At 59.7% G+C, this 22,174-nt stretch carries 24 protein-coding genes; 9 read left to right on the top strand and 15 right to left on the bottom strand.

Translation table 11 applies throughout. The features are described 5' to 3' along the window. Positions 1 to 69 precede the first annotated feature (69 nt). The gene (gene algW, locus ACM110_RS11310) at positions 70 to 1,230 is read right to left on the bottom strand and encodes a Do family serine endopeptidase AlgW (RefSeq protein WP_416127839.1); all 1,161 of its coding nucleotides are present in this window, start codon (positions 1,228 to 1,230) and stop codon (positions 70 to 72) included. A gap of 103 nt (positions 1,231 to 1,333) precedes the next feature. Between algW and ACM110_RS11305 the strand changes: the two genes are divergently transcribed. The 3 genes from ACM110_RS11305 to cysN all read left to right on the top strand — a co-directional run bounded on the left by ACM110_RS11305 (position 1,334) and on the right by cysN (position 5,166). Next, entirely contained in the window at positions 1,334 to 2,092 is a 759-nt protein-coding gene (locus ACM110_RS11305) for a Nif3-like dinuclear metal center hexameric protein (protein WP_416127838.1), read from the top strand. A 248-nt stretch (positions 2,093 to 2,340) separates the two neighbouring features. Next, positions 2,341 to 3,258: a sulfate adenylyltransferase subunit CysD gene (gene cysD, locus ACM110_RS11300; protein ID WP_338584745.1), complete on the top strand. Its 918-nt coding sequence runs from the start codon at positions 2,341 to 2,343 to the stop codon at positions 3,256 to 3,258. A gap of 9 nt (positions 3,259 to 3,267) precedes the next feature. Continuing rightward, on the top strand, positions 3,268 to 5,166 hold the full coding sequence (gene cysN / locus ACM110_RS11295; protein WP_416127837.1) for a sulfate adenylyltransferase subunit CysN: 1,899 nt from the start codon (positions 3,268 to 3,270) through the stop codon (positions 5,164 to 5,166). Positions 5,167 to 5,336: 170 nt separating this feature from the next. Here cysN and ACM110_RS11290 read toward each other — a convergent pair whose 3' ends face one another. From ACM110_RS11290 to ACM110_RS11280, 3 genes are read right to left on the bottom strand one after another with little or no spacing between them, the layout of a single operon-like run. Then, positions 5,337 to 6,242 (bottom strand): acyltransferase, encoded by a 906-nt coding sequence (locus tag ACM110_RS11290; protein ID WP_416127836.1) that lies wholly within the window; start codon positions 6,240 to 6,242, stop codon positions 5,337 to 5,339. Beyond that, entirely contained in the window at positions 6,243 to 8,342 is a 2,100-nt protein-coding gene (gene pta, locus ACM110_RS11285) for a phosphate acetyltransferase (protein ID WP_416127835.1), read from the bottom strand. 59 nt (positions 8,343 to 8,401) lie between these two features. Further along, the gene (locus ACM110_RS11280) at positions 8,402 to 8,728 is read right to left on the bottom strand and encodes a DUF3565 domain-containing protein (RefSeq protein ID WP_416127834.1); all 327 of its coding nucleotides are present in this window, start codon (positions 8,726 to 8,728) and stop codon (positions 8,402 to 8,404) included. On the opposite strand from ACM110_RS11280, the gene ACM110_RS11275 reads away from it, so the two are divergent. The 3 genes from ACM110_RS11275 (at position 8,697) to ACM110_RS11265 (ending at position 11,087) form a co-directional block, all read left to right on the top strand. After that, a complete protein-coding gene (locus ACM110_RS11275; protein ID WP_008054392.1) occupies positions 8,697 to 9,182 on the top strand; it encodes an FKBP-type peptidyl-prolyl cis-trans isomerase in 486 nt (161 codons plus the stop codon). The genes ACM110_RS11280 and ACM110_RS11275 overlap by 32 nt on opposite strands. A 124-nt stretch (positions 9,183 to 9,306) precedes the next feature. Beyond that, positions 9,307 to 9,789, top strand: a complete 483-nt coding sequence (locus ACM110_RS11270; protein WP_416127833.1) for a glutathione peroxidase — start codon at positions 9,307 to 9,309, stop codon at positions 9,787 to 9,789. Between the two features lie 194 nt (positions 9,790 to 9,983). Beyond that, a complete protein-coding gene (locus tag ACM110_RS11265; RefSeq protein WP_416127832.1) occupies positions 9,984 to 11,087 on the top strand; it encodes an NADH:flavin oxidoreductase in 1,104 nt (367 codons plus the stop codon). Positions 11,088 to 11,202: 115 nt separating this feature from the next. Here ACM110_RS11265 and ACM110_RS11260 read toward each other — a convergent pair whose 3' ends face one another. After that, on the bottom strand, positions 11,203 to 12,402 hold the full coding sequence (locus ACM110_RS11260; protein WP_416127831.1) for a glycosyltransferase family 4 protein: 1,200 nt from the start codon (positions 12,400 to 12,402) through the stop codon (positions 11,203 to 11,205). Between the two features lie 40 nt (positions 12,403 to 12,442). Continuing rightward, entirely contained in the window at positions 12,443 to 13,195 is a 753-nt protein-coding gene (gene cysZ / locus ACM110_RS11255; protein WP_416127830.1) for a sulfate transporter CysZ, read from the bottom strand. 315 nt (positions 13,196 to 13,510) lie between these two features. On the opposite strand from cysZ, the gene trxB reads away from it, so the two are divergent. Then, entirely contained in the window at positions 13,511 to 14,467 is a 957-nt protein-coding gene (gene trxB / locus ACM110_RS11250) for a thioredoxin-disulfide reductase (protein ID WP_416127829.1), read from the top strand. Between the two features lie 166 nt (positions 14,468 to 14,633). Here trxB and ACM110_RS11245 read toward each other — a convergent pair whose 3' ends face one another. From ACM110_RS11245 to ACM110_RS11215, 7 genes are all read right to left on the bottom strand, one after another. After that, a complete protein-coding gene (locus ACM110_RS11245; protein ID WP_416127828.1) occupies positions 14,634 to 15,884 on the bottom strand; it encodes an aspartate aminotransferase family protein in 1,251 nt (416 codons plus the stop codon). A gap of 185 nt (positions 15,885 to 16,069) precedes the next feature. Next, entirely contained in the window at positions 16,070 to 16,408 is a 339-nt protein-coding gene (locus tag ACM110_RS11240) for a HopJ type III effector protein (protein WP_416127827.1), read from the bottom strand. Further along, the gene (locus ACM110_RS11235) at positions 16,401 to 16,697 is read right to left on the bottom strand and encodes a DUF1244 domain-containing protein (protein ID WP_095129425.1); all 297 of its coding nucleotides are present in this window, start codon (positions 16,695 to 16,697) and stop codon (positions 16,401 to 16,403) included. The genes ACM110_RS11240 and ACM110_RS11235 overlap by 8 nt, the downstream gene beginning before the upstream one ends. A 67-nt stretch (positions 16,698 to 16,764) precedes the next feature. Beyond that, positions 16,765 to 17,136 (bottom strand): dihydroneopterin triphosphate 2'-epimerase, encoded by a 372-nt coding sequence (gene folX / locus ACM110_RS11230; RefSeq protein WP_338584760.1) that lies wholly within the window; start codon positions 17,134 to 17,136, stop codon positions 16,765 to 16,767. A 2-nt stretch (positions 17,137 to 17,138) separates the two neighbouring features. Beyond that, positions 17,139 to 17,714, bottom strand: coding sequence for a GTP cyclohydrolase I FolE (gene folE, locus ACM110_RS11225; protein WP_338584762.1), 576 nt, complete (start codon positions 17,712 to 17,714; stop codon positions 17,139 to 17,141). Between the two features lie 20 nt (positions 17,715 to 17,734). Continuing rightward, positions 17,735 to 18,445, bottom strand: coding sequence for a dihydromonapterin reductase (gene folM / locus ACM110_RS11220; protein ID WP_416127826.1), 711 nt, complete (start codon positions 18,443 to 18,445; stop codon positions 17,735 to 17,737). A gap of 135 nt (positions 18,446 to 18,580) precedes the next feature. Further along, complete coding sequence (locus tag ACM110_RS11215) at positions 18,581 to 19,150, bottom strand: antibiotic biosynthesis monooxygenase (protein ID WP_416127825.1); 570 nt, start codon at positions 19,148 to 19,150, stop codon at positions 18,581 to 18,583. A 210-nt stretch (positions 19,151 to 19,360) separates the two neighbouring features. Here ACM110_RS11215 and ACM110_RS11210 point away from each other — a divergent pair, with 210 nt between their 5' ends. Continuing rightward, positions 19,361 to 20,320, top strand: a complete 960-nt coding sequence (locus tag ACM110_RS11210) for a MerR family transcriptional regulator (RefSeq protein ID WP_416127824.1) — start codon at positions 19,361 to 19,363, stop codon at positions 20,318 to 20,320. Between the two features lie 2 nt (positions 20,321 to 20,322). Here ACM110_RS11210 and ACM110_RS11205 read toward each other — a convergent pair whose 3' ends face one another. Together ACM110_RS11205 and ACM110_RS11200 are read right to left on the bottom strand one after the other, a co-directional pair. Beyond that, positions 20,323 to 20,928: a hypothetical protein gene (locus ACM110_RS11205; protein ID WP_338584768.1), complete on the bottom strand. Its 606-nt coding sequence runs from the start codon at positions 20,926 to 20,928 to the stop codon at positions 20,323 to 20,325. A gap of 54 nt (positions 20,929 to 20,982) precedes the next feature. Beyond that, positions 20,983 to 21,459, bottom strand: coding sequence for a PAS domain-containing protein (locus ACM110_RS11200; RefSeq protein WP_338584770.1), 477 nt, complete (start codon positions 21,457 to 21,459; stop codon positions 20,983 to 20,985). 102 nt (positions 21,460 to 21,561) lie between these two features. Between ACM110_RS11200 and ACM110_RS11195 the strand changes: the two genes are divergently transcribed. Next, positions 21,562 to 22,017: a flavodoxin gene (locus ACM110_RS11195; RefSeq protein ID WP_416127823.1), complete on the top strand. Its 456-nt coding sequence runs from the start codon at positions 21,562 to 21,564 to the stop codon at positions 22,015 to 22,017. Positions 22,018 to 22,174: the final 157 nt, after the last annotated feature.

Raw genomic sequence — 22,174 nt, 5'->3', positions numbered from 1 at the left:
CGAGAATTGAAACAATATAACATGACTAATGAGAATGTCTGCTAATGGCTCGAGATTCTCGAGCCGGGCTTAGTTCTCTTCTTTTTCCTTGATCGGCGCGGGCGGCGGGCGCAGGCCTATTTCTGCCGTGAGCTTGAGTTCCTTGCTGTTGCGCATGACCTGGATAGTGACTTTGTCGGTCGGTTTGATCCGCGCCACCTGATTCATCGAGCGTCGCCCGTCGCCGGCCGGTTCGCCGTCGATGGCAAGAATCACGTCGCCCAATTGCAGGCCAGCTTTCTGCGCCGGACCGTCGCGGAATATACCCGCAACGACGATGCCCGGACGTCCTGACAAACCGAAGGATTCCGCCAGTTCCTGGGTCAATGGCTGCACTTCAATGCCCAGCCAGCCGCGAATCACCTGGCCGTGTTCGATGATCGACTTCATCACTTCCATCGCCAGTTTGACCGGAATGGCGAAGCCTATGCCTTGGGAACCACCGGACTTGGAGAAGATCGCTGTGTTGATACCGGTCAGGTTGCCATTGGCATCCACCAGCGCACCGCCGGAGTTGCCGGGGTTGATTGCGGCGTCAGTCTGGATGAAGTCCTCGTAGTTGTTCAGGCCCAACTGATTGCGACCGGTGGCGCTGATGATGCCCATGGTCACGGTCTGGCCGACGCCGAACGGGTTGCCGATGGCCAGCGCGACGTCGCCGATGCGAATGTTGTCGGAGCGGCCGACGGTGATTGAAGGCAGGTTCTTCAAATCGATCTTCAGTACCGCAAGGTCGGTTTCCGGGTCGCTGCCGATGACGCGCGCCAGGGTTTCACGACCATCCTTGAGTGCCACCACAATCTGATCGGCGCCGCTGGTCACGTGGTTGTTGGTCAGGATGTAGCCTTCCGGGCTCATGATCACGCCGGAACCGAGGCTCGATTCCATGCGTTTCTGCTTGGGCGAGTTATCGCCGAAGAAGCGTCGGAACTGCGGATCTTCGAACAGTGGATGGCTGGGTTTGTTGATGACTTTGGTGGTGTACAGGTTCACCACTGACGGCGCGGCGGTGGTCACGGCGTCCGAGTAGGACACCGGACCTTCCTTCATGCTCGTGGTTTGCGGGGCTTGCTGCAGATTGACGTCGAGACTTGGAAGCCCGACCCACTGCGGGTAACGCTGGATGATTAACAGAGCGACAAGCACGCCGGCCAACAGCGGCCAGCCGGAAAAACGCAGCGCCTTGAGCATTAAGCACGTCCTGAGAGAGTTGCAGGCGGAATGAGACCGCTCATAATGACGCGCATTATACGAGGCCGCGCGTGCCTCTGAACGGGATATTTAGGAGTCTTTTATGGCCGTCGCCCTGAGCACCCTGGTCGAAGAAGCCGACCGTTACCTCGGCAGTTCGAAAATTGCCGATTATTGCCCCAACGGCCTGCAGGTCGAAGGCCGGCCGCAGGTGATGCGCATCGTCAGTGGCGTCACCGCCAGCCAGGCCTTGCTCGATGCTGCCGTGGAAGCCAATGCCGATCTGGTGCTGGTGCATCACGGTTACTTCTGGAAGGGCGAAAACCCGTGCATCACGGGCATGAAGCAGCGTCGCTTGAAGACCTTGCTCAAGCACGATATCAGCCTGTTGGGCTATCACTTGCCGCTGGATCTGCATCCGGAAGTCGGCAACAACGTGCAACTGGCGCGGCAACTCGACATCACCGTCGAAGGCCCGCTCGATCCGGACAACCTGAAGATCGTCGGTCTGGTCGGCTCCCTGAGCGAACCGGTGACGCCCCGTGACTTCGCCCGCCGCGTGCAGGAAGTCATGGGCCGCGAGCCCTTGCTGATTGAAGGCAGCCAAATGATCCGCCGCGTCGGCTGGTGCACCGGTGGTGGCCAGGGCTACATCGATCAGGCGGTGCTGGCGGGTGTCGATCTGTACCTCAGCGGTGAAGCATCCGAGCAAACCTTCCACAGCGCCCGGGAAAACGACATCAGCTTCATTGCTGCCGGTCACCACGCCACCGAGCGTTATGGCGTTCAGGCGTTGGGGGATTACCTGGCACGGCGTTTTGCCCTTGAACACATCTTCATCGATTGCCCGAATCCGATCTGACTCCGCCTGCAATATGATCGCTTCTGTAGGAGCTGCCGAAGGCTGCGATCTTTTGATCTTGAAAAATCAACGTCAAAAGATCGCAGCCTTCGGCAGCTCCTACGCAGGGTGGGCAGCCCAAACGCACAGGCATATTCATATGCTCTTTCGATCTAGTTGGTGTCCTGATTAGAAGAGGTCGCTGTGCTAGGATTCCCCGCTCGAACACGGCCCGCTGGCCGTTCATAAGAAAGATTTCGTGAGTAGCCATGGTCGACAAACTGACGCATCTGAAACAGCTGGAGGCGGAAAGCATCCACATCATCCGCGAGGTGGCAGCCGAGTTCGACAACCCGGTGATGCTGTACTCGATCGGTAAAGACTCCGCCGTGATGCTGCACCTGGCTCGCAAGGCATTCTTCCCTGGCAAGCTGCCGTTTCCCGTGATGCACGTCGACACGCGCTGGAAATTCCAGGAGATGTACAGCTTTCGCGACAAGATGGTCGCCGAGCTGGGCCTCGACCTGATCACCCACGTCAACCCCGACGGCGTGGCGCAGAACATCAACCCGTTCACCCACGGCAGCGCCAAGCACACCGACATCATGAAGACCGAAGGCCTGAAACAGGCTCTCGACAAATATGGTTTCGATGCCGCCTTCGGTGGCGCCCGTCGCGATGAAGAGAAATCCCGTGCCAAAGAGCGCGTGTACTCGTTCCGCGACAGCAAGCACCGCTGGGACCCGAAAAACCAGCGCCCAGAGCTGTGGAACGTCTACAACGGCAAGGTCAACAAGGGCGAGTCGATCCGCGTATTCCCGTTGTCGAACTGGACCGAACTGGACATCTGGCAGTACATCTATCTGGAAGGCATTCCGATCGTCCCGCTGTACTTCGCCGCCGAGCGCGAAGTCATCGAGAAGAACGGCACGCTGATCATGATCGACGACGAGCGCATCCTCGAACACCTGAGCGATGAAGACAAAGCCCGCATCGTCAAAAAGAAAGTGCGTTTCCGTACCCTTGGCTGCTACCCGTTGACGGGCGCGGTGGAGTCCGAGGCCGAAAGCCTCACGGACATCATTCAGGAAATGCTCCTGACGCGAACTTCCGAGCGCCAGGGCCGTGTCATCGACCACGATGGCGCCGGCTCCATGGAAGATAAAAAACGTCAAGGTTATTTCTAAGGGGCTGTCATGTCGCATCAATCTGATTTGATCAGCGAGGACATCCTCGCCTACCTGGGCCAGCACGAACGTAAAGAGCTGCTGCGCTTCCTGACTTGCGGTAACGTCGACGACGGCAAGAGCACCCTGATCGGGCGCCTGCTGCACGACTCCAAGATGATCTACGAAGATCACCTGGAAGCGATTACCCGCGACTCGAAAAAAGTCGGCACCACCGGCGAAGACATCGACCTGGCGTTGCTGGTCGACGGCCTGCAGGCCGAGCGCGAGCAGGGCATCACCATTGATGTCGCGTACCGCTACTTCTCCACCGCCAAGCGCAAATTCATCATCGCCGACACCCCCGGCCACGAGCAGTACACCCGCAACATGGCCACCGGTGCGTCCACCTGTGACCTGGCGATCATCCTGGTCGACGCCCGTTACGGCGTGCAGACCCAGACCCGCCGCCACAGCTTCATCGCCTCGTTGCTGGGCATCAAGCACATCGTCGTCGCCATCAACAAGATGGACCTCAAGGACTTCGACCAGGGCGTGTTCGAGTCGATCAAGGCCGACTACCTGAAGTTCGCCGAAGGCTTGAAGCTGAAGCCAACCAGCATGCACTTCGTGCCGATGTCGGCGCTGAAGGGCGACAACGTGGTGAACAAGTCCGAGCGCTCGCCGTGGTACACCGGCCAGTCGCTGATGGAAATTCTCGAGACCGTCGAAGTGGCGGGCGACCGCAACTTCACCGATCTGCGTTTCCCGGTGCAGTACGTCAACCGTCCGAACCTGAACTTCCGCGGTTTCGCCGGCACCCTCGCCAGCGGCATCGTCAAGAAAGGCGACGAAGTGGTGGTGTTGCCGTCAGGCAAGAGCAGTCGCGTGAAATCCATCGTCACCTTCGAAGGTGAACTGGAGCACGCCGGTCCTGGTCAGGCAGTCACGCTGACCATGGAAGACGAAATCGACATCTCCCGTGGCGACCTGTTGGTGCATGCCGACAACGTGCCGCCGGTGACCGACAGCTTCGAAGCCATGCTGGTGTGGATGGCTGAAGAGCCGATGCTGCCGGGCAAGAAATACGACTTCAAACGCGCTACCAGTTACGTGCCGGGCTCCATCGCCAGCATCGTCAACAAGGTCGACGTGAACACCCTTGAAGAAGGCCCGGCCAGCGCGTTGCAGCTGAACGAAATCGGCAAGGTCAAGATCGCGCTCGATGCGCCGATTGCCCTTGACGGTTACGACAGCAACCGCACCACCGGCGCCTTCATCATCATCGACCGCTTGACCAACGGCACCGTTGGCGCGGGCATGATCGTCGCCCAACCGTTGGCGCATGGCACCAGTACCCATCACGGTAAGCTGGCCCACGTCGCCACCGAAGAACGCGCCCAGCGCTTCGGCCAGCAACCGGCTACCGTGTTGTTCAGCGGCTTGTCGGGCGCGGGCAAGAGCACCCTGGCCTATGCGGTCGAGCGCAAGCTGTTCGACCTGGGCCGTGCGGTGTTCGTACTCGATGGCCAGAACCTGCGTCACGACCTCAACAAAGGTCTGCCGCAGGATCGCGCCGGGCGTACCGAGAACTGGCGTCGTGCGGCTCACGTTGCGCGTCAGTTCAACGAAGCCGGTCTGCTGACCCTCGCTGCATTCGTTGCGCCGAGTGCTGAAGGTCGTGAACAGGCACGAGAGCTGATTGGCAAGGAACGTCTGCTGACGGTCTACGTCCAGGCTTCGCCGACCGTGTGCGCCGAGCGTGACCCGCAAGGCCTGTACGCGGCAGCCGGGGACAACATCCCGGGCGAGTCCTTCCCGTACGACGTGCCACTGGATGCCGATCTGGTTGTCGACACCCAGTCCGTGACGCTGGAAGAAGGCGTCAAGCAAGTGCTGGATCTGCTGCGCAAGCGTGGCGCGATCTAAGCGTTAGCCGGAAAAGAAAAACCCGCCGATGAGTGATCATCCGGCGGGTTTTTTATTGAGACCTGCTCGGTCAACTGTAGGAGTGAGCCTGCTCGCGATAGCGGTGAATCAGCCGACATAAATTCTGAATGTACGACCGCTATCGCGAGCAGGCTCACTCCTACAGGGGGTTAGTGTTTACCAGGGAATTCGCGATGCATCTGCCCCAGCAACGCATCCTTGTCCTGCCACAACTGGTTGATCCAGCCCTGAAACTGCAGTCGGTACTCACCGTCCTGGTCGTAGTTCTTGCCAATGAACTGCGGCGGAATCTTCAGCTCTTCAAAGTGCACCACCACGTCCGCAATATTCCCGCACAGCAAGTCCCAGAATCCTGGACGCCCGGCAGGGTAGTGGATGGTCACGTTGACCAGGGACTCAAGCTGCTCGCCCATCGCATCGAGAACGAACGCGATGCCGCCCGCCTTGGGCTTGAGCAGATACTTGAACGGTGATTGCTGTTGCTTGTGCTTGCCCTCGGTGAAGCGCGTGCCTTCGACAAAGTTGAAAATGCCCACCGGGTTGTTGCGAAACTTCGCGCAGGTCTTGCGCGTGGTTTCCAGGTCTTTGCCTTTCTTCTCCGGATGCTTCTCCAGGTACGCCTTGGAATAGCGCTTCATGAACGGAAAGCCCAGCGCCCACCACGCCAGGCCAATCACCGGGACCCAGATCAGCTCCTGTTTGAGAAAGAACTTCAGCGGCTGGATGCGCCGGTTGAGCACGTATTGCAGCACCAGTATGTCGACCCAGCTCTGGTGGTTGCTGGTGATCAGGTACGAGTGCTGGTAGTCGAGGCCTTGCAGGCCGCTGATGTGCCAGCGGGTGCGGCGCACCAGGTTCATCCAGCCTTTGTTGATACTGATCCAGGCTTCGTGCGTATGGCTCATCAACCAGCCCGCAATGCGCTGGGTAATGGCGAATGGCAGTACCTTGACGAGCGCCACGCAGAACAGAAACGAGCAGAGCAAAATCGTGTTCAGGGCCAACAGCAGCGAGGCAATCACGCCTCGTAGCGGTGCAGGTAGAAAATCCAGCATTTAAACATCCATAGGTCGGTTGGCTGCCTGGATCGCGGTCAACGCGATGGTGTAGACGATGTCGTCGACTTGTGCGCCTCGCGGCAAATCGTTCACCGGTTTACGCAGGCCTTGCAGCATCGGGCCGAGGCTGACGCAGTCGGCGCTGCGCTGCACGGCTTTGTGGGTGGTGTTGCCAGTGTTGAGGTCGGGGAACACGAACACCGTGGCGCGACCGGCCACCTGACTGTTCGGTGCCAGTTGCCTGGCCACGGCTTCGTTGGCGGCGGCGTCGTATTGCAACGGGCCGTCGATCAACAGCGAGTGCTGTTGTTCATGAGCGAGCAGCGTCGCTTCGCGGACCTTCTCGACTTCTTCGCCGCTGGCCGACTCACCGCTGGAGTAGCTGATCATCGCCACCCGTGGGGTGATGCCGAATGCGGCTGCCGAATCCGCACTTTGCAGGGCGATTTCGGCCAGTTCACTGGCGCTCGGGTGCGGGTTCATCACGCAGTCGCCGTAGACCAGCACTTCTTCTGGAAACAGCATGAAGAACACCGACGACACCAGTGTGCAACCCGGTGCGGTTTTAATCAGTTGAAGGGCCGGGCGAATGGTGTTGGCGGTGGAGTGAATCACGCCCGACACCAGTCCATCGACTTCATCCAGCGCCAGCATCATGGTGCCGATCACCACGGTGTCTTCCAGTTGCTGCTCGGCCATCGGCGCGTTGAGACTTTTGCTTTTGCGCAACGAAACCATCGGCTCGACGTAGCGTTCGCGGATCAGGTCCGGATCCAGAATTTCCAGCCCCGGTGGCAACTCGATCCCTTGGGCGCGGGCAACGGCCTGCACGTCTTCGGGTTTGGCCAGCAACACACAACGGGCAATGCCTCGGGCCTGGCAGATTGCGGCCGCTTGAACGGTCAGTGGCTCGCTGCCTTCGGGCAGGACGATACGCTTGTTGGCGTTCTGCGCGCGCTGGATCAGTTGATAACGGAACACCGCTGGCGACAGGCGCATTTCCCGTGGCGTGCCGCAACGCTGGTGCAGCCACTTGGCATCGAGATGACTGGCGACGAAATCAGTGATGATCTCGGCGCGTTCGCGATCGTCGATCGGGATTTCCTTGTTCAGCCCGTTCAACTGGTTGGCGGTGTCGTAAGAACCGGTACTCACCGACAACACCGGCAAGCCTGCCTGCAACGCGCCCCGGCACAAATCCATGATGCGCGGGTCGGGCAGAGTGTCGCTGGTCAGCAGCAGGCCGGCCAGCGGTACGCCGTTCATGGCCGCCAGGCTGACGGCGAGGATGATGTCGTCGCGATCGCCGGGAGTCACCACCAGCACGCCGGGCTTGAGCAACTCCACGGTGTTGCGCATGGTGCGGGCGCAGATGATGATTTTGGTCATGCGCCGGGTTTCGTAGTCGCCGGCATTGAGCACCTGGGCGCCCATCAGGTCGGCGACGTCGCGGGTGCGCGGTGCGTTCAGCTCCGGTTGGAACGGGATGCAGCCCAACAGGCGGAAATCGCCGCTGCGCAACAGCGGTGAATGCTCCTTCAGGCGCGAGGCGAACGCTTCCATGCTTTCGTCGGTCTTGACCTTGTTGAGGATCACGCCGAGGACTTTCGGGTCTTTCGGGCCGCCAAACAATTGCGCCTGCAACTCCACGCGCCCGGAGAGCTCGGTCAGCACTTCGTTTTCCGGCGCCGACACCAGAATCACCTCGGCGTCGAGGCTCTTGGCCAGGTGCAAGTTGACCCGTGCGGCGTAACTGGCGCTGCGCGTCGGCACCATGCCTTCGACGATCAACACGTCCTTGCCGATGGCGGCCTGCTGATAAAGCGTGATGATTTCTTCGAGCAGCTCGTCCAGCTGACCGTCGCCAAGCATGCGCTCGACATGGGCCAGGCCCAGCGGCTGCGGCGGTTTCAGGCCGTGGGTGCGGGCCACCAGTTCGGTGGAGCGTTCAGGCCCCGTGTCACCCGGATGCGGTTGGGCGATCGGTTTGAAAAAGCCGACCTTGAGGCCGGCGCGCTCAAGCGTACGCACCAGCCCGAGGCTGATGGAGGTCAGGCCCACACCAAAATCAGTGGGCGCGATAAAAAAAGTTTGCATGCGAATTCTCTAAAGGAGCAGGCAAAGGTGAACGCCTATAGCTGGCGATCTACCGAAATTCAGTCGCCAAGGTTATCGCTAACCGAGCCTTGTGCGCACCAACCGCAAGCAAAGGGCTGGCCTATTTTTTCAAGACGTTGCGCAGGGTCCATGACCCAGGCCCGCGATTGCCACGGTGGCTGGTGTCGCAGGTGTTGAGTGTGGCCGCAGGAAAGTTCGGCCACCCAGTGGCGGTCCTCGTCCTGATGGAAGCCTGTGATCGTCGCAATCCGTTTGTCCGGGTTGTGTTCGCTTTCGGACGATTGCTTCGCTAAACTTGGCCTTTCTATATTCTTATGCAAAAGGTCTCGCCCCATGCTGATCGCCGCCAATAAGGCTGTCTCCATCGACTATACCCTGACCAACGACGCTGGTGAGGTCATCGACAGCTCCGCCGGCGGCGCGCCGCTGGTCTACCTGCAAGGCGCAGGTAACATCATCCCGGGTCTGGAAAAGGCTCTGGAAGGCAAAGCAGTCGGCGACGAGCTGACCGTAGCCGTTGAACCTGAAGACGCTTACGGCGAATACGCTGCCGAACTGGTCAGCACCCTGAGCCGCAGCATGTTCGAAGGCGTCGACGAACTGGAAGTGGGCATGCAGTTCCACGCTTCCGCTCCGGACGGCCAGATGCAGATCGTGACCATCCGCGATCTGGACGGCGACGACGTCACCGTCGACGGCAACCACCCGTTGGCTGGTCAGCGCCTGAACTTCCAGGTCAAGATCATCAACATCCGTGACGCCAGCCAGGAAGAAATCGCTCATGGTCACGTCCATGGCGAAGGTGGCCATCACCACTGATTTTCTGCGCTAAGCTTTCGAGAACTGGAGAGGCGCCCCGAGGGCGCCTTTTTAGTCTGCGGCTGTCCCAGGCGACACCGCCAAGTGGCTGTTTCGAGAAGAACACGGGAATCTGGAGTACGTCATGAGTGCTTTTCACGACCTTAATTTGACAGCCCTGGATGGTCAGGCGCTACCTTTGGCGCCTTTCAAGGGGCACGTCGTGCTGGTGGTCAACGTTGCCTCCAAATGTGGCCTGACCCCACAGTACGCGGCGCTGGAAAACCTCTACCAGCAATACAAGGGCAAGGGTTTCAGTGTGCTTGGCTTGCCGTGCAACCAGTTTGCCGGGCAGGAACCGGGTTCCGAGCAGGAGATCCAGGCGTTTTGCAGCCTCAACTATGGCGTGACTTTTCCGTTGTCCAGCAAGCTGGAAGTCAACGGTCATGAGCGTCATCAGCTGTACAAGCTGCTGGCCGGCGAGGGCGCCGAATTCCCCGGCGACATTACCTGGAACTTCGAGAAGTTCCTGCTGGGTAAGGACGGGCGTGTGCTGGCGAGGTTTTCCCCGCGCACACCACCGGATGATCCGGCTGTGGTTCAGGCGATTGAAAAAGCCCTGAGCTGATACAGCAACTTCAAAAGATCGCAGCCTTCGGCAGCTCCTACAGGTGTACACATTCCTCTGTAGGAGCTGCCGAAGGCTGCGATCTTTTGCTTTGTGTCTTTTGACTCTTAATCACCAAAATCAATAATGCTGTTCAAGGCGTCGGACTCTCCATATTATCGCCGTCATAAAGTCATTCTTCCGTGGAGCGTCCCATGCCCGTTCAAGCCCTGTTCAAACCGTTCCACCTCGGCACCCTCGAACTGCCGACCCGTGTCGTCATGGCGCCGATGACCCGCTCGTTCTCGCCGGGCGGCGTGCCGAATTCCAAAGTGATCGAGTACTACCGTCGTCGCGCGGCGGCTGGCGTTGGCCTGATCATCACCGAAGGCACCACCGTCGGTCACAAGGCTTCCAACGGCTACCCGAATGTTCCGCATTTCTACGGTGAAGCGGCATTGGCCGGCTGGAAGAAAGTCGTTGATGCAGTGCACGCCGAAGGCGGCAAGATCGTTCCGCAGCTGTGGCATGTGGGCAGTGTGCGTCGCATCGGCACCGAGCCGGACGCCAGCGTGCCGGGTTACGGTCCGTCGGAAAAAATCAAGGACGGTCAGGTCGTGGTTCACGGCATGAGCAAGCAAGACATTCAGGACGTGATCGCTGCGTTCGCCCAAGCGGCCAAGGATGCCCAGAGCATCGGCATGGACGGCGTGGAAATCCACGGCGCCCACGGCTATCTGATCGACCAGTTCTTCTGGAAAGGCAGCAACCAGCGTACCGACGAATACGGTGGCAGCCTGGCCAACCGCTCGCGTTTCGCCATCGAGCTGATTCAGGCGGTGCGTGCAGCGGTCGGTGAAGGTTTCCCGATCATCTTCCGTTTCTCGCAGTGGAAGCAGCAGGATTACACCGCGCGTCTGGTGCAAACTTCAGAAGCGTTGGGCGAGTTCCTCCAACCGTTGTCTGACGCTGGCGTGGATATTTTCCACTGCTCGACGCGCCGTTTCTGGGAGCCGGAGTTCGACGGTTCCGAACTGAACCTGGCGGGCTGGACCCGCAAACTCACCGGCAAGCCGACCATCACCGTGGGCAGCGTCGGCCTGGACGGCGAGTTCCTGCAGTTCATGGTCAACACCGACAAGGTCGCGCAACCGGCCAGCCTGGAAAAACTGCTGGAGCGTTTGAACAACGATGAGTTCGACCTGGTGGCGGTCGGTCGCGCGCTGCTGGTAGACCCGGACTGGGCGCAGAAGGTGCGTGACGGTCGTGAGGAAGACATTCTGCCGTTCAGCCGTGAGGCGTTGATGACGCTGGTTTAAGCGGCGTTCGTGCCGGCCTCATCGCGGGCAAGCCTTGCTCCTACAGATCCACGTCGTGTCGATGTATTGTGATCGACATTAATCCTGTAGGAGCAAGGCTTGCCCGCGATGCTTTTCAAGGCAACAACGCTGCATCCGGTACGGCCAATCCCTGCACACAAGCACCCCGCAACTGCCCTTCAAATTGTTCAATGATCGCCGGCCAACCTTGCCGACTGGCATGCTGGCGCGCGTTGAGCCGCACGCAGCGCAAGGTTTCGCGCTCTTCCAGCAACCACGCCGCCGCATCGCAGAACGCCTCTTCGTCCCCCGGCATCGCCAACACGCCGTTGTAGCCATGGCGGATATGCTGCGCCGCTGCAGCCTGATCGTAAGCCACCACGCCCAACCCTGATGCCAGCGCCTCCAGCACCACATTGCCGAAGGTTTCAGTCAGGCTGGGAAACAGAAACACATCCCCCGACGCATAGTGACTGGCCAAGGCTTCGCCGCGTTGTGCACCGCAGAAGATTGCTTCGGGCATTTCGCTTTCCATCAGCAGGCGTTGCGGGCCATCGCCCACCACGATCAGCTTCAGGTTGCGCTGTGGATAAGTCGCCTTGAGGGTGTTGAAGCAGCGCTTGAGCAAACCCAGGTTTTTCTCCTGCGCCAAACGTCCTACATGGATGACGGCAATGTCGTTCTCGCCCAGTCCCCACTGCTCGCGCAGCGCATTCAAGCGTTTGGCCGGGTGAAACAACTGGCTGTCGACGCCGCGAGACAGCAAAGCCAGGCGCTCGAAATGCCGGCGCTCCAGTTCCATGCGCTGGCTGACACTCGGCACCAGCGTGAGGTTCGAACGATTGTGGAACCAGCGCAGATAGTGGGTCAGCAGGCGCGTCAGCAAGCCGAGGCCGTACTGGCTGGAATACTGCTGGAAATTGGTGTGAAAGCCGCTGACCACCGAAATGCCCAGACGCCGCGCCGCACGCAATGCCGATAAACCCAGTGGCCCTTCGGTGGCGATATACAGCACGTCCGGGCGCTGACGCTTCCAGCGTCGCAGCAATTTGTGCATCGACGACTGTCCCCATTGCAGACCGGGGTAACCCGGCAGCGGCCAGCCTCGGCACAGCAACAACTCATCGTCGCTGCCTGCGGATTGATCGCAGCCCTGGCGCGGTCGTACCAATTCCACCTGATGCCCGCGCGCGCGCAAACCGTCGCACAAGCGACCAAGGGTATTGGCCACGCCGTTGATTTCGGGAGGAAAGGTTTCGGTGATCAGGGTGATATGCAGAGCTGTCGTCATGACCCCAGTGTCGGCTGAGGCCATGTCGACGTTGTGACGAGCAGATGATGGATTTGTTACCGGCTCAGCGTTGCGCCACCAGATTCTCGGCACCGCGCTCGCGCACCCAGAACAACGTCGCCCCGGCCACGGCCGCCGGCATCATCAGGATGTTGACCACCGGGATCAGCAACACCAGATACACGCTGCCGCCAAAACCCATGCTCTGCCAGCGTTTCTGCCGCAGCCAGGCGAGCATCTCGTTCCAGCCCAGTTTGTGGTTGTCCGCCGGGTAGTCGATGTACTGGATCGCCATCATCCACACCCCGAACAGCAGCCACAGTGGCGCGGCGATGATATTCACCACCGGGATGAACGACAGGATGAACAAGCCGATTGCCCGGGGCAGGAAGTAGCCGAGCTTGCGCATTTCCCGGGCAAGGGTGCGCGGGATCATCGCGACCAGTTCGCCCCAGCTGAAGGCCGGGAAGTCGTCGGTGCCGCGCACCACCACTTCGACTTTCTCCGCCAGGAAGCCATTGAACGGCGCGGCGATGATGTTGGCGAGCATGGTGAAGGTGAAGAACACCATGAATATCACCAACACCACGAACAGCGGCCACAGGATATAGCTGAGAAAACTCAGCCACTCGGGCAGGGACGGCATCAGCGTATCGACCCACAGGCTGAACTGATGGCCGGCCAGATAGATCAATCCGACGAACAGCACCAGGTTGATCGCCAGCGGCAACAACACGAACAAACGCAGGCTTGGGCTGAGGACCAGTTTGAGGCCTTCGCGCAGGTATTGCGGGCCGGACAGAACGGGGGCGGGCATAACGTGCTCCGAGCAGAGGGTAAACGCGCCGACCTTACCGGCTTTGCCTGACAGGCGAAAGCGCGGCAGCGGTATCGACATTCACTGTAACAAACGCGTCCTGAAAATCACGCTGACGGGATAGAGACCACCTATGAGCTGGATTGTTAAACCGTATTTCCTTAATCTTCGCCCCCTCGATACGCTGCACCCAATCTTTTTACAGGACGGTCGTGTTCAAGCCTTCCCCAAGTGCTTTCAACCGTTCTTTTTTATTCCCGCCGGTGATCCGGCGTTCCGCGCCAGGTGTTCCGGGCCGGTCAACAGGAGCAGGTCATGTCTGAAGTCCGTCATTCGCGAGTGATTATTCTCGGTTCCGGCCCTGCCGGTTACAGCGCTGCGGTATACGCCGCCCGTGCCAACCTCAAGCCACTGCTGATCACCGGCATGCAGGCCGGTGGTCAACTGACCACCACCACCGAAGTCGACAACTGGCCGGGCGACGTCCACGGCCTGACCGGCCCGGCGTTGATGGAGCGGATGCGCGAGCACGCCGAGCGCTTCGAAACCGAGATCGTTTTCGATCACATCAATGCCGTGGACTTCGCTGCCAAGCCGTACACCCTGATCGGCGACAGCGCGACCTACACCTGCGACGCCCTGATCATCGCCACCGGTGCCAGCGCTCGTTACCTGGGCCTGCCATCGGAAGAAGCGTTCATGGGCAAAGGCGTGTCGGCCTGCGCAACGTGCGATGGTTTCTTCTATCGCAACAAGCCTGTGGCTGTGGTCGGCGGCGGCAACACCGCGGTTGAAGAAGCCCTGTACCTGGCCAACATCGCCAGCACCGTGACCCTGATCCACCGTCGTGAAACGTTCCGCGCCGAGAAGATCCTGATCGACAAGCTCAACGCTCGCGTGGCCGAAGGCAAGATCATCCTGAAGCTGAACGCGACCCTGGACGAAGTCCTGGGCGACAACATGGGCGTGACCGGTGCCCGCCTGAAGAACAACGACGGCAGCTTCGACGAAGTGAAAGTCGACGGCGTGTTCATCGCCATCGGCCACACCCCGAACACTTCGCTGTTCGAAGGCCAGTTGACCCTGAAAGACGGCTACCTGGTGGTGCACGGCGGCCGTGACGGCAACGCCACCGCCACCAACCTCGAAGGCATCTTCGCTGCCGGTGACGTGGCTGACCACGTGTACCGTCAAGCCATCACCTCGGCCGGCGCCGGTTGCATGGCGGCACTGGATGCCGAGCGTTACCTGGACAATCTGCAGAACGCTTGATGCTGTTTGCATAGCAATGAGAAAACCGGCTTCGGCCGGTTTTTTTGTGCCTATGAAAATATGATCTCCATCGTGTAGGAGCTGCCGAAGGCTGCGATCTTTTGATCTGGCTCTTGAAGATCAAGATCAAGATCAAAAGATCGCAGCCTTCGGCAGCTCCTACAGGTCAGGTCAGTTTTGCCAGGCACGCCTCAAGAATATCCAGTCCTTCCTCCAGCACCGCAGCTTCGGTCGTCAACGGCGCCAACAGCCGAATGATGTGCCGCGACTTGCCGCTAGGCATCAACAACAAACCTGCATCCCGTGCCAGCGCCAGCAGCTGCGTCAACTGCGCCGCTGCGGGCGAGCCGTCGGCATTCGCCAGTTCGATGCCGCGCATCGCGCCAACACCGGTCAGGCGTCCCAGATATGGCGACAACTTGCTCGCGCGCCAGGTTTCGTAGCGACTGACAATCGCCTCTTCTTGCTGCGTGCCCCACGCTTGCAGATTGGCATCGGTCATTTCGTCCAGCGTCGCCAATGCAGCGGCGCAGGCGATGGGGTTGCCGGAATAGGTGCCGCCGAGCCCGCCCTTGGGCAAGATGTCGAGCAGCGATTTGCGCCCGACCACCGCACCCAGCGGTACGCCACCGGCGATGCTTTTACCGAGCAGGATCAGGTCCGGCTCGATGCCCAGCCGCGAGAACGCAAAACGCTGACCGGTGCGGCCGAAGCCGGACTGGATTTCATCGGCGATCAGCACAATGCCCTTTTCGTCGCAGAATTTGCGCAGCGCCTGGGCGAACTCGACGTCCATGGCCAGGAAACCCGCTTCGCCCTGCACCGGTTCGACGATGAAGCAGGCCACATCCTCGACGTCGATTTCAACGCTGAACAACCGATCCATGGCCTTCAGCGCTTCAGCGCAAGTCACGCCGTTATCCTGGCTGGGGAAGGGCAGGTGATAGACCGGCCCAGGCAGCACACCGACTTTTTGTTTATAGGGCGCAACTTTGCCGTTGAGGTTGAGCGTGGCCAGGGTGCGACCGTGGAAGGCGCCATCGAAGGCGATCACGGCCGTGCGGCCGGTGGCGCCGCGGACGATTTTCAGCGCGTTCTCAGCCGCTTCGGCGCCGCTGTTGGTGAGCATGCCGCTGACCGGATAATCGACCGGGATAAACGCGCTGAGGCGCTCCATCAGTTCGAGGTAAGGTTCGTGCGGCGCGGCATTGAACGCGTAATGGGTCAGCCGTGTGGCTTGTTCGCGAATGGCGTCGACAATGGCTGGATGGCAATGGCCGAGGTTGAGTACGCCGATGCCACCGACAAAGTCGATGTAGCGTTTGCCATCGGTGTCCCAGACCTCGGCGTTTTTGCCGTGGCTGAGCGTGACAGGGTGAACGATATTGATCGACTGACTGATGGTTTCGCTGCGCATGGATGACCGGCTCGGAAGAAGGAGGACTTCTTTTTATCTAAGCCGTCAGCAGTGGTAAGGGGCAAACGAAATAAAGTTGCCGGGTCAATCTTAAAAGTCTGGATGTGTTGCTAGAACCTGTAGGAGCACGGCTTGCCGGCGATGGCGATTTCAAGTGCGCCATCGCCGCTCCTACAGAAAAGCTATCAGCGGCGGGTCAGCGGCTGTTGAGTGAACTTCACACCCGCCAGGCCATGGGCGATCAACGCACGGATATTGCCGTGATCGCTGCCTTCAGGAGTAGCCAGCACGGAGCGGTAATGCTCGCCGAACGCCAGTAGCGCTTCTTCATCGCTCAGGCCTTCCAGCAAGGCCAGACCCAGGGTCTTGCACGAACCTTCGTTCTGCCCGGCAGCGTTTTCCACGCCGCCATTGTTGAAGGCCTGGGGCTGATAGTCGTAGCCGGCGGCGATGAAGGCCAGGGTGTCGGCGAAGGCATGTTCGCCGCTCTTGAGGCTGTCGCGCAGGGTGTTCAAATCACTCATTGGGTTTTCCTTTCGCGAACGCCGCTTGCTGTTCGGCGTTGGCTTCTTGCTGATATTGGGCTTTCCATTCGGCGTACGGCATGCCGTAAACCACTTCGCGGGCGTCGTCGAGGCTGACCTCGATCTGGCGCTCGTCGGCGGCGGCCTTGTACCACTTGGACAGGCAGTTGCGGCAGAAACCCGAGAGGTTCATCAGGTCGATGTTCTGCACATCCTTGCGGCTGTCCAGGTGCGCGACGAGCCGGCGAAAGGCGGCGGCTTCGAGTTCCAGGCGTTGTTGGTCGTTCATGGCGGGCTCTGTGTGACTCAATCGTGCGCGGATGATAAGAGTCTGACGGGCAATCCGCCAGACGCGCTCAGCGGCTCGCCGCCAGTGTAATCGACACCGACTCGGCAAATCGCAGGGCATGAGGCTTGTCGACTTCGACCTCGGCGTACAGCACCGACTTGTTGGCCATGACCAGATCGAGAATTTCCTGGGTCAGGCGTTCGAGCAGGGCAAAGCGGTTGCCTTCGACGTGAGCGATGATCGCCTTGGTGATGGTCCGGTAGTTCAGCGCGTGATCGATATCGTTGTCACGCACCGCTTCCTGGGCCGCATAGAGGATGGTCAGGTTGATCAACACATCCTGCTTGTTGAGGATTTCATCCTCGTTGATACCGATGTAGGTGCGCAGGCACAGGTCCTTGACCCGGATGCGTGCCATGCCTGGTTGAAGTTGTGGCATTACTACTTGCTCCGTCCAATCAATTGCAGGAACTCCTGACGGGTGTTGCTCGACTCGCGGAAGGCGCCGAGCATCACCGAGGTGTTCATGGTCGAATTCTGTTTCTCGACACCGCGCATCATCATGCACATGTGCCTGGCTTCGATGACAACGGCGACACCCGCCGCGCCGGTGACTTGCTGCACCGCCTCGGCGATTTGCCGGGTGAGATTTTCCTGGATTTGCAGGCGACGGGCGAACATGTCCACCAGTCGTGCAATCTTCGACAGGCCCAGCACTTTGCCTGTTGGAATATAAGCCACATGCGCCTTGCCGATGAAGGGCAGCATGTGATGTTCGCAAAGCGAATAGAGCTCGATGTTGTCGACGATCACCATTTCATCGTTGTCGGAGGCGAACAGCGCGCCGTTGACGATCTCTTCGACACTTTGCTCGTAGCCATGACAAAGGTACTGCATGGCCTTGGCCGCACGCACCGGGGTGTCTCGCAGGCCTTCGCGATCGGGGTTTTCACCGAGGCCGATGAGGATCTCGCGATAGCTCTGGGACAGGGCGTTCTGGTGCAGGGATTGCGTCATGGAAGATCCTCGCGGGACACTTATTTGATGTGCCTTCCGCCGTTGACGGTCAGGGTCGTGCCGGTGACATAAGGGTTGTCGAGCAAATAGCGCAGGCTGTGATAGATCACTTCGCTGCCGGGTTCGATGCCCAGCGCGGATTTGGCCAATGCCTTGGCGCGGTAGGCTGCGTCGTCGTCAGGATTGAACAGTAGCAGGGCCGGGGCGATCGCGTTGACCTTGATGGCCGGCGCGTATTTGGCCGCGAAGGACAGGGTCAGGCTGTCGAGCCCGGCTTTGCTGGCGCAATAACCGATGTGCTTGCTGCTGCCCTTGCGGGTTACGTCATCGCTGATGTGCACGATGTCGGCAGGGCTTGAGCGTTGCAGCAAGTCGGCGCAATGCAGGTTGATCAGGTAGGGCGCGAGCATGTGCACGCTGAACATGCGGGTGAACGCTTCGGCATCGGTGTCCGGGGTTTCGGCGAGCCATTCGGAGGCGTTATGGACGATTGCCCGCAGGCTGTCGGTATGAGTTTTCAGTTCGCTGATGAAGGCAAAGATTCCGGCTTCGCTGGAGAAGTCCGCAAACACCGCCGTCGCCCCCAGATCCCGCAGGGTTTGTACGCCGGGGCGTTCGCTGCGGTAGCTGAAGATCACGCGATGGCCGTCTTCGAGCAGGCGCTGCGCACAATGCAGGCCGACACGCTGGCCGGCACCGGTGATGAGGATGGGGGCTGCGGAAGAAGTCATGAACGGCTCGCATCGCGGTAAGAGCAAAACTATACCAGCGACTGGCCGTGTAATGCCGCTGAAAAGATCGCAGCCTGCGGCAGCTCCTACCTTGAAATGCGATCCCTTGTAGGAGCTGCCGCAGGCTGCGATCTTTTAGCGGTTTTGAGGGCTTGGCTCGGCAGGCAAGCGCCGCGTCGGCGCCGCGTTCAGCCAGTTGGCCAGCAATCGGGTCGACAGCGGAATGAAGAAATAGACCATCAATGGCGTCAGGCACAAAGTGCTGATCAATACCCGGCTCAGCAGACCCATTTCGCCGAGCAACGGCCCCAGTGCGAAGTTGAACAGCAGGGACACCGGGAAAAACGCCAGCCAGATTGCCACGGCCTGTTTCCAGCGCGGTGGGCGTTGTCCGGCGGCGCCGAACCAGCCTTCGATGCCGCTGACCCGATGTTCTGTCGGATGGGCAAACAGATCGCTGCCGCGTGCCAGCCAGGCAGTACGCGAGGCAGAGTGCTCCCAAGCGTGCAGGGTCTGTTCATCGGCGAAGCGGAAAATGATCTGGAATTCATCATCGTCGGGTGGCGGTGCCAGCACGCCTGAACCGAGATAACCGGGAAAGTCGGTGGCCAGTTGTTCGCCTTCGCGCAACCAGGCGATCAGATCCTGATAACGCCCGTTGGCGACACGGCGCGCAACCATCAGCGTGACGGGGGAGGTAGACATCATGTATCTCCGTAAACAAACGCGTCGCTCCGGATAGGAGCTTCGCCAGGCGCAGCACCGGGGTGGTGGGCTGCGCCTTGGGACAAGCAAGGATTATTCCTGATTCCAGCAGCGACGTCTGCGGCCTTCGAAACGACCAATGTCTTGAATCATGATGGGGCAGGCGAGTTAGAATGGGATCCAAATCACACATGGATGTAGCCCTCCCAGATGCCTGTCCTCACTGACGTTGCTCCTGGTGTGTCGCATACGCGCTCTCTTGACCAAGAGGAGCTCTTTCCCATTCGCGAAGTGGCGCGTCTGACGGGCGTCAACCCGGTCACGCTTCGCGCATGGGAGCGACGCTATGGGCTCATCGTGCCAACGCGCACCGAAAGCGGGCATCGTCTGTATTCGATGACCGATATTGAACGCGTACGCAGCATCCTCGACTGGATCGAACGCGGCGTGGCGGTCAGCAAGATCGGCAAGATACTGGCCAAGGCCGCACCGCTTGAGGCACTGTCCCACATCATTCCAGACAACCTCGTGCAAGCCGACTATGCGCAATGGCAGCAGCAGGTTCAGGCGGCGGTGAGTGCTTTTGACGATGTGGCGCTGGAACAGGTCTACGGGCAGATTTTTTCCAGTTACTCCCAGCCGGTGGTGTTCCAGGACATCCTGATCCCGCTCTGGAAGCAGATGCTGCAACGCCAGGAGTCTTTCGGCGGGACGAGCGAGTGGTTGTTCCTCGATGGTTTTCTGCGGTCACGGGTGCTGCAGCGCTTGCTGTTGATCCGTGACAAGCAACCACGGCGCGTGATCGTCAGCGCCCTGGCAGGTCAGTGCCGGGAGCTTGAGTTGCTGATTGCCGCCCTGTTCCTGAGCAGCGGGCAAACCGGTGTGCGCGTGTTTACCATCGGCCAGCCGTTCGACGAATTGACGCTGATCTGCGAAAGAATCAAGCCCCAGGCGCTGGTGCTGTTTTCCAATCACGTCCCTTCGCCTGAACTTCCACGGCGTTTGAATCGCCTGGCGATGAGCCTGGATTGTCCGGTGTTGCTGGCGGGCGATGCGTCGGATCTGGCCGAGGAAAGCCTGGCCGGGTCATCGATCGGGTGCTTGGGGAATGAGGGCGAAGTGATGCGCCAGCGACTCAAGCAGTTCCTGGCGGGCAACCTCGATACTTGATGTCAGAGATGCAGGGAGGGGTGGGTCAGCCGATGCTGCTGCAGGATGTACTGGCGCAGGCGTTCGGTTTCGTCTTTGTCGTCCTGGCTCAACTGATAGGCATAGAAGCCTTGCTCGGTTTCTTTCTCGAACGTGCCACGCAACGCAATTCGCTCATAACCTGACGGGCTGAACCACAACGCGAAATGCTTCGGCGCTTTGGTCTTGTTGCGAACTTCCAGCAAAACACCCTTGAACGACACTTCATGCACCCACATCGTGCCGGGCTGGCCCTTGGCGTTTTCCAGGGCAACCGGTTCGTCGAGCACCAGTCGCCATGGCCGGACCAGAGGCCCGTCTTCATAGATGCTGGGAACGCCCAAACGCAAATGCAACGCGTGAAACTCGTCTTCCACCAAGTGCAGCGGGAAGGTCATTTGCTGGTTTTCGAAATTGGCTTGAATGGTGACTTGCTCATGGGCGGCGAGGCGCGTGAGCAAATCACGGATTTGCGAACCACCGTTGACGAGCAGACTCGACGTCGCATCCCGCACATTGAGCTGCGGGTTATGTTGCATGGTCTGGATGAAATCCAGCTCATCCTGGGTCAGGAGCGCGTCGCGTTGCATGGCAGACTCGAAAGATATAGTTACAAAGTCATTGGTGATTGTAGTTAATGACAATTAATTCGCAGATTTGTTTGCGCCGTTCGTCGCCTTGAGTGCAGCAAGCTCAGCCTGAACTTCAGCCAGTTGCGCCTCCAGCTGCACCACGCGCTGCTGCGCCTTGACCTGGACGGTCACGTCTTTCTGCACGCCGATGAAATAAACCTGGCCGTCGCTCGGGTTTTTTACCGTCGAAAGGGACAGCTCATTCCAGAAGGGCGTGCCGTCCTTGCGGTAGTTGCGCAGGATTTCCCGGCACGATCCTTCGCTGTTCAACGCGTCACGAATTTTCGGCAGGACGTCTTGGTCGCGATCGCCCGATTGCAGGAAACGGCAATCCTGATAGAGGATTTCTTCGCTGGTGTAACCGGTCAGGCGTTCGAATGCGGGATTAACATAAATCAGGATCTTGTCCTGCTCGCCTTCCTTTTCGGCAATCACGATGCCGTCGTTGGAGGCGTTGATGGCCAGTTGCAGCAGTTTTGCGTTGATCATCGGTGAAACCCTTCCTTGTTGGTTGTCTCGGGCATTCTAAAAGAACAATCGGGAGTGTGCTGTTAATATCCCGGTCCTTAACTCAGGTTCAGGATCAGATTGATGAAAGTCGCCATCATTTCCGGCTCGGTGTACGGCACGGCTGAAGAAGTCGCCCGGCATGCCGCCAGCATTTTGAAGGAAGCCGGTTTCGAAACTTCGTACAACCCGCGTGCAAGCCTCGCCGATCTTCAAGCCTTCGGCCCCGAAGCGTTCCTGGCCGTGACCTCGACCACGGGCATGGGCGAGTTGCCGGATAATCTGCAGCCGCTGTATTTCTCGATTCGCGACCAGTTGCCTGCTGCCTGGCGTGGCTTGCCAGGTGCGGTGATCGCGCTGGGCGATGCGAGCTATGGCGATACGTTCTGCGGTGGCGGCGAGTTGATGCATGAGTTGTTCGGTGAGCTGGGCATCCGCGAAGTGCTGCCGATGCTGCGTCTGGACGCCAGCGAAAGCGTGAACCCGGAAGGCGATGCCGAGCCTTGGCTGGCGGAACTGGTCGGCGCTCTGCGCGGCTGATCGATTTGCCTGGAGCACCCGCAACGGGGCTCGTCATGGTTCTGACGGGGCGGCTGAATGCGCGCCCCGTGCCTTCTCTGGCGGCGGCCATTTGACACGGATCCAAACTTCCTCGCCCGCTGACTCGTTCGGTCATCAAGCTGGCTGCCAATGCAAC

The organism is Pseudomonas sp. NFX98 (assembly GCF_047784845.1).
GTDB lineage: Bacteria > Pseudomonadota > Gammaproteobacteria > Pseudomonadales > Pseudomonadaceae > Aquipseudomonas.
Note: the sequence above shows the minus strand (reverse complement) of the source record. Positions and strands in the feature narration are given on the sequence as shown.

Bases quoted from the DNA above. Each gene is read 5' to 3' on its own strand.
- algW (WP_416127839.1), bottom strand. From the start codon at position 1,230: ATGCTCAAGGCGCTGCGTTTTTCCGGCTGGCCGCTGTTGGCCGGCGTG.
- ACM110_RS11305 (WP_416127838.1), top strand. From the start codon at position 1,334: ATGGCCGTCGCCCTGAGCACCCTGGTCGAAGAAGCCGACCGTTACCTC.
- cysD (WP_338584745.1), top strand. From the start codon at position 2,341: ATGGTCGACAAACTGACGCATCTGAAACAGCTGGAGGCGGAAAGCATC.
- cysN (WP_416127837.1), top strand. From the start codon at position 3,268: ATGTCGCATCAATCTGATTTGATCAGCGAGGACATCCTCGCCTACCTG.
- ACM110_RS11290 (WP_416127836.1), bottom strand. From the start codon at position 6,242: ATGCTGGATTTTCTACCTGCACCGCTACGAGGCGTGATTGCCTCGCTG.
- pta (WP_416127835.1), bottom strand. From the start codon at position 8,342: ATGCAAACTTTTTTTATCGCGCCCACTGATTTTGGTGTGGGCCTGACC.
- ACM110_RS11275 (WP_008054392.1), top strand. From the start codon at position 8,697: ATGCTGATCGCCGCCAATAAGGCTGTCTCCATCGACTATACCCTGACC.
- ACM110_RS11280 (WP_416127834.1), bottom strand. From the start codon at position 8,728: ATGGAGACAGCCTTATTGGCGGCGATCAGCATGGGGCGAGACCTTTTG.
- ACM110_RS11270 (WP_416127833.1), top strand. From the start codon at position 9,307: ATGAGTGCTTTTCACGACCTTAATTTGACAGCCCTGGATGGTCAGGCG.
- ACM110_RS11265 (WP_416127832.1), top strand. From the start codon at position 9,984: ATGCCCGTTCAAGCCCTGTTCAAACCGTTCCACCTCGGCACCCTCGAA.
- ACM110_RS11260 (WP_416127831.1), bottom strand. From the start codon at position 12,402: ATGGCCTCAGCCGACACTGGGGTCATGACGACAGCTCTGCATATCACC.
- cysZ (WP_416127830.1), bottom strand. From the start codon at position 13,195: ATGCCCGCCCCCGTTCTGTCCGGCCCGCAATACCTGCGCGAAGGCCTC.
- trxB (WP_416127829.1), top strand. From the start codon at position 13,511: ATGTCTGAAGTCCGTCATTCGCGAGTGATTATTCTCGGTTCCGGCCCT.
- ACM110_RS11245 (WP_416127828.1), bottom strand. From the start codon at position 15,884: ATGCGCAGCGAAACCATCAGTCAGTCGATCAATATCGTTCACCCTGTC.
- ACM110_RS11240 (WP_416127827.1), bottom strand. From the start codon at position 16,408: ATGAGTGATTTGAACACCCTGCGCGACAGCCTCAAGAGCGGCGAACAT.
- ACM110_RS11235 (WP_095129425.1), bottom strand. From the start codon at position 16,697: ATGAACGACCAACAACGCCTGGAACTCGAAGCCGCCGCCTTTCGCCGG.
- folX (WP_338584760.1), bottom strand. From the start codon at position 17,136: ATGCCACAACTTCAACCAGGCATGGCACGCATCCGGGTCAAGGACCTG.
- folE (WP_338584762.1), bottom strand. From the start codon at position 17,714: ATGACGCAATCCCTGCACCAGAACGCCCTGTCCCAGAGCTATCGCGAG.
- folM (WP_416127826.1), bottom strand. From the start codon at position 18,445: ATGACTTCTTCCGCAGCCCCCATCCTCATCACCGGTGCCGGCCAGCGT.
- ACM110_RS11215 (WP_416127825.1), bottom strand. From the start codon at position 19,150: ATGTCTACCTCCCCCGTCACGCTGATGGTTGCGCGCCGTGTCGCCAAC.
- ACM110_RS11210 (WP_416127824.1), top strand. From the start codon at position 19,361: ATGCCTGTCCTCACTGACGTTGCTCCTGGTGTGTCGCATACGCGCTCT.
- ACM110_RS11205 (WP_338584768.1), bottom strand. From the start codon at position 20,928: ATGCAACGCGACGCGCTCCTGACCCAGGATGAGCTGGATTTCATCCAG.
- ACM110_RS11200 (WP_338584770.1), bottom strand. From the start codon at position 21,459: ATGATCAACGCAAAACTGCTGCAACTGGCCATCAACGCCTCCAACGAC.
- ACM110_RS11195 (WP_416127823.1), top strand. From the start codon at position 21,562: ATGAAAGTCGCCATCATTTCCGGCTCGGTGTACGGCACGGCTGAAGAA.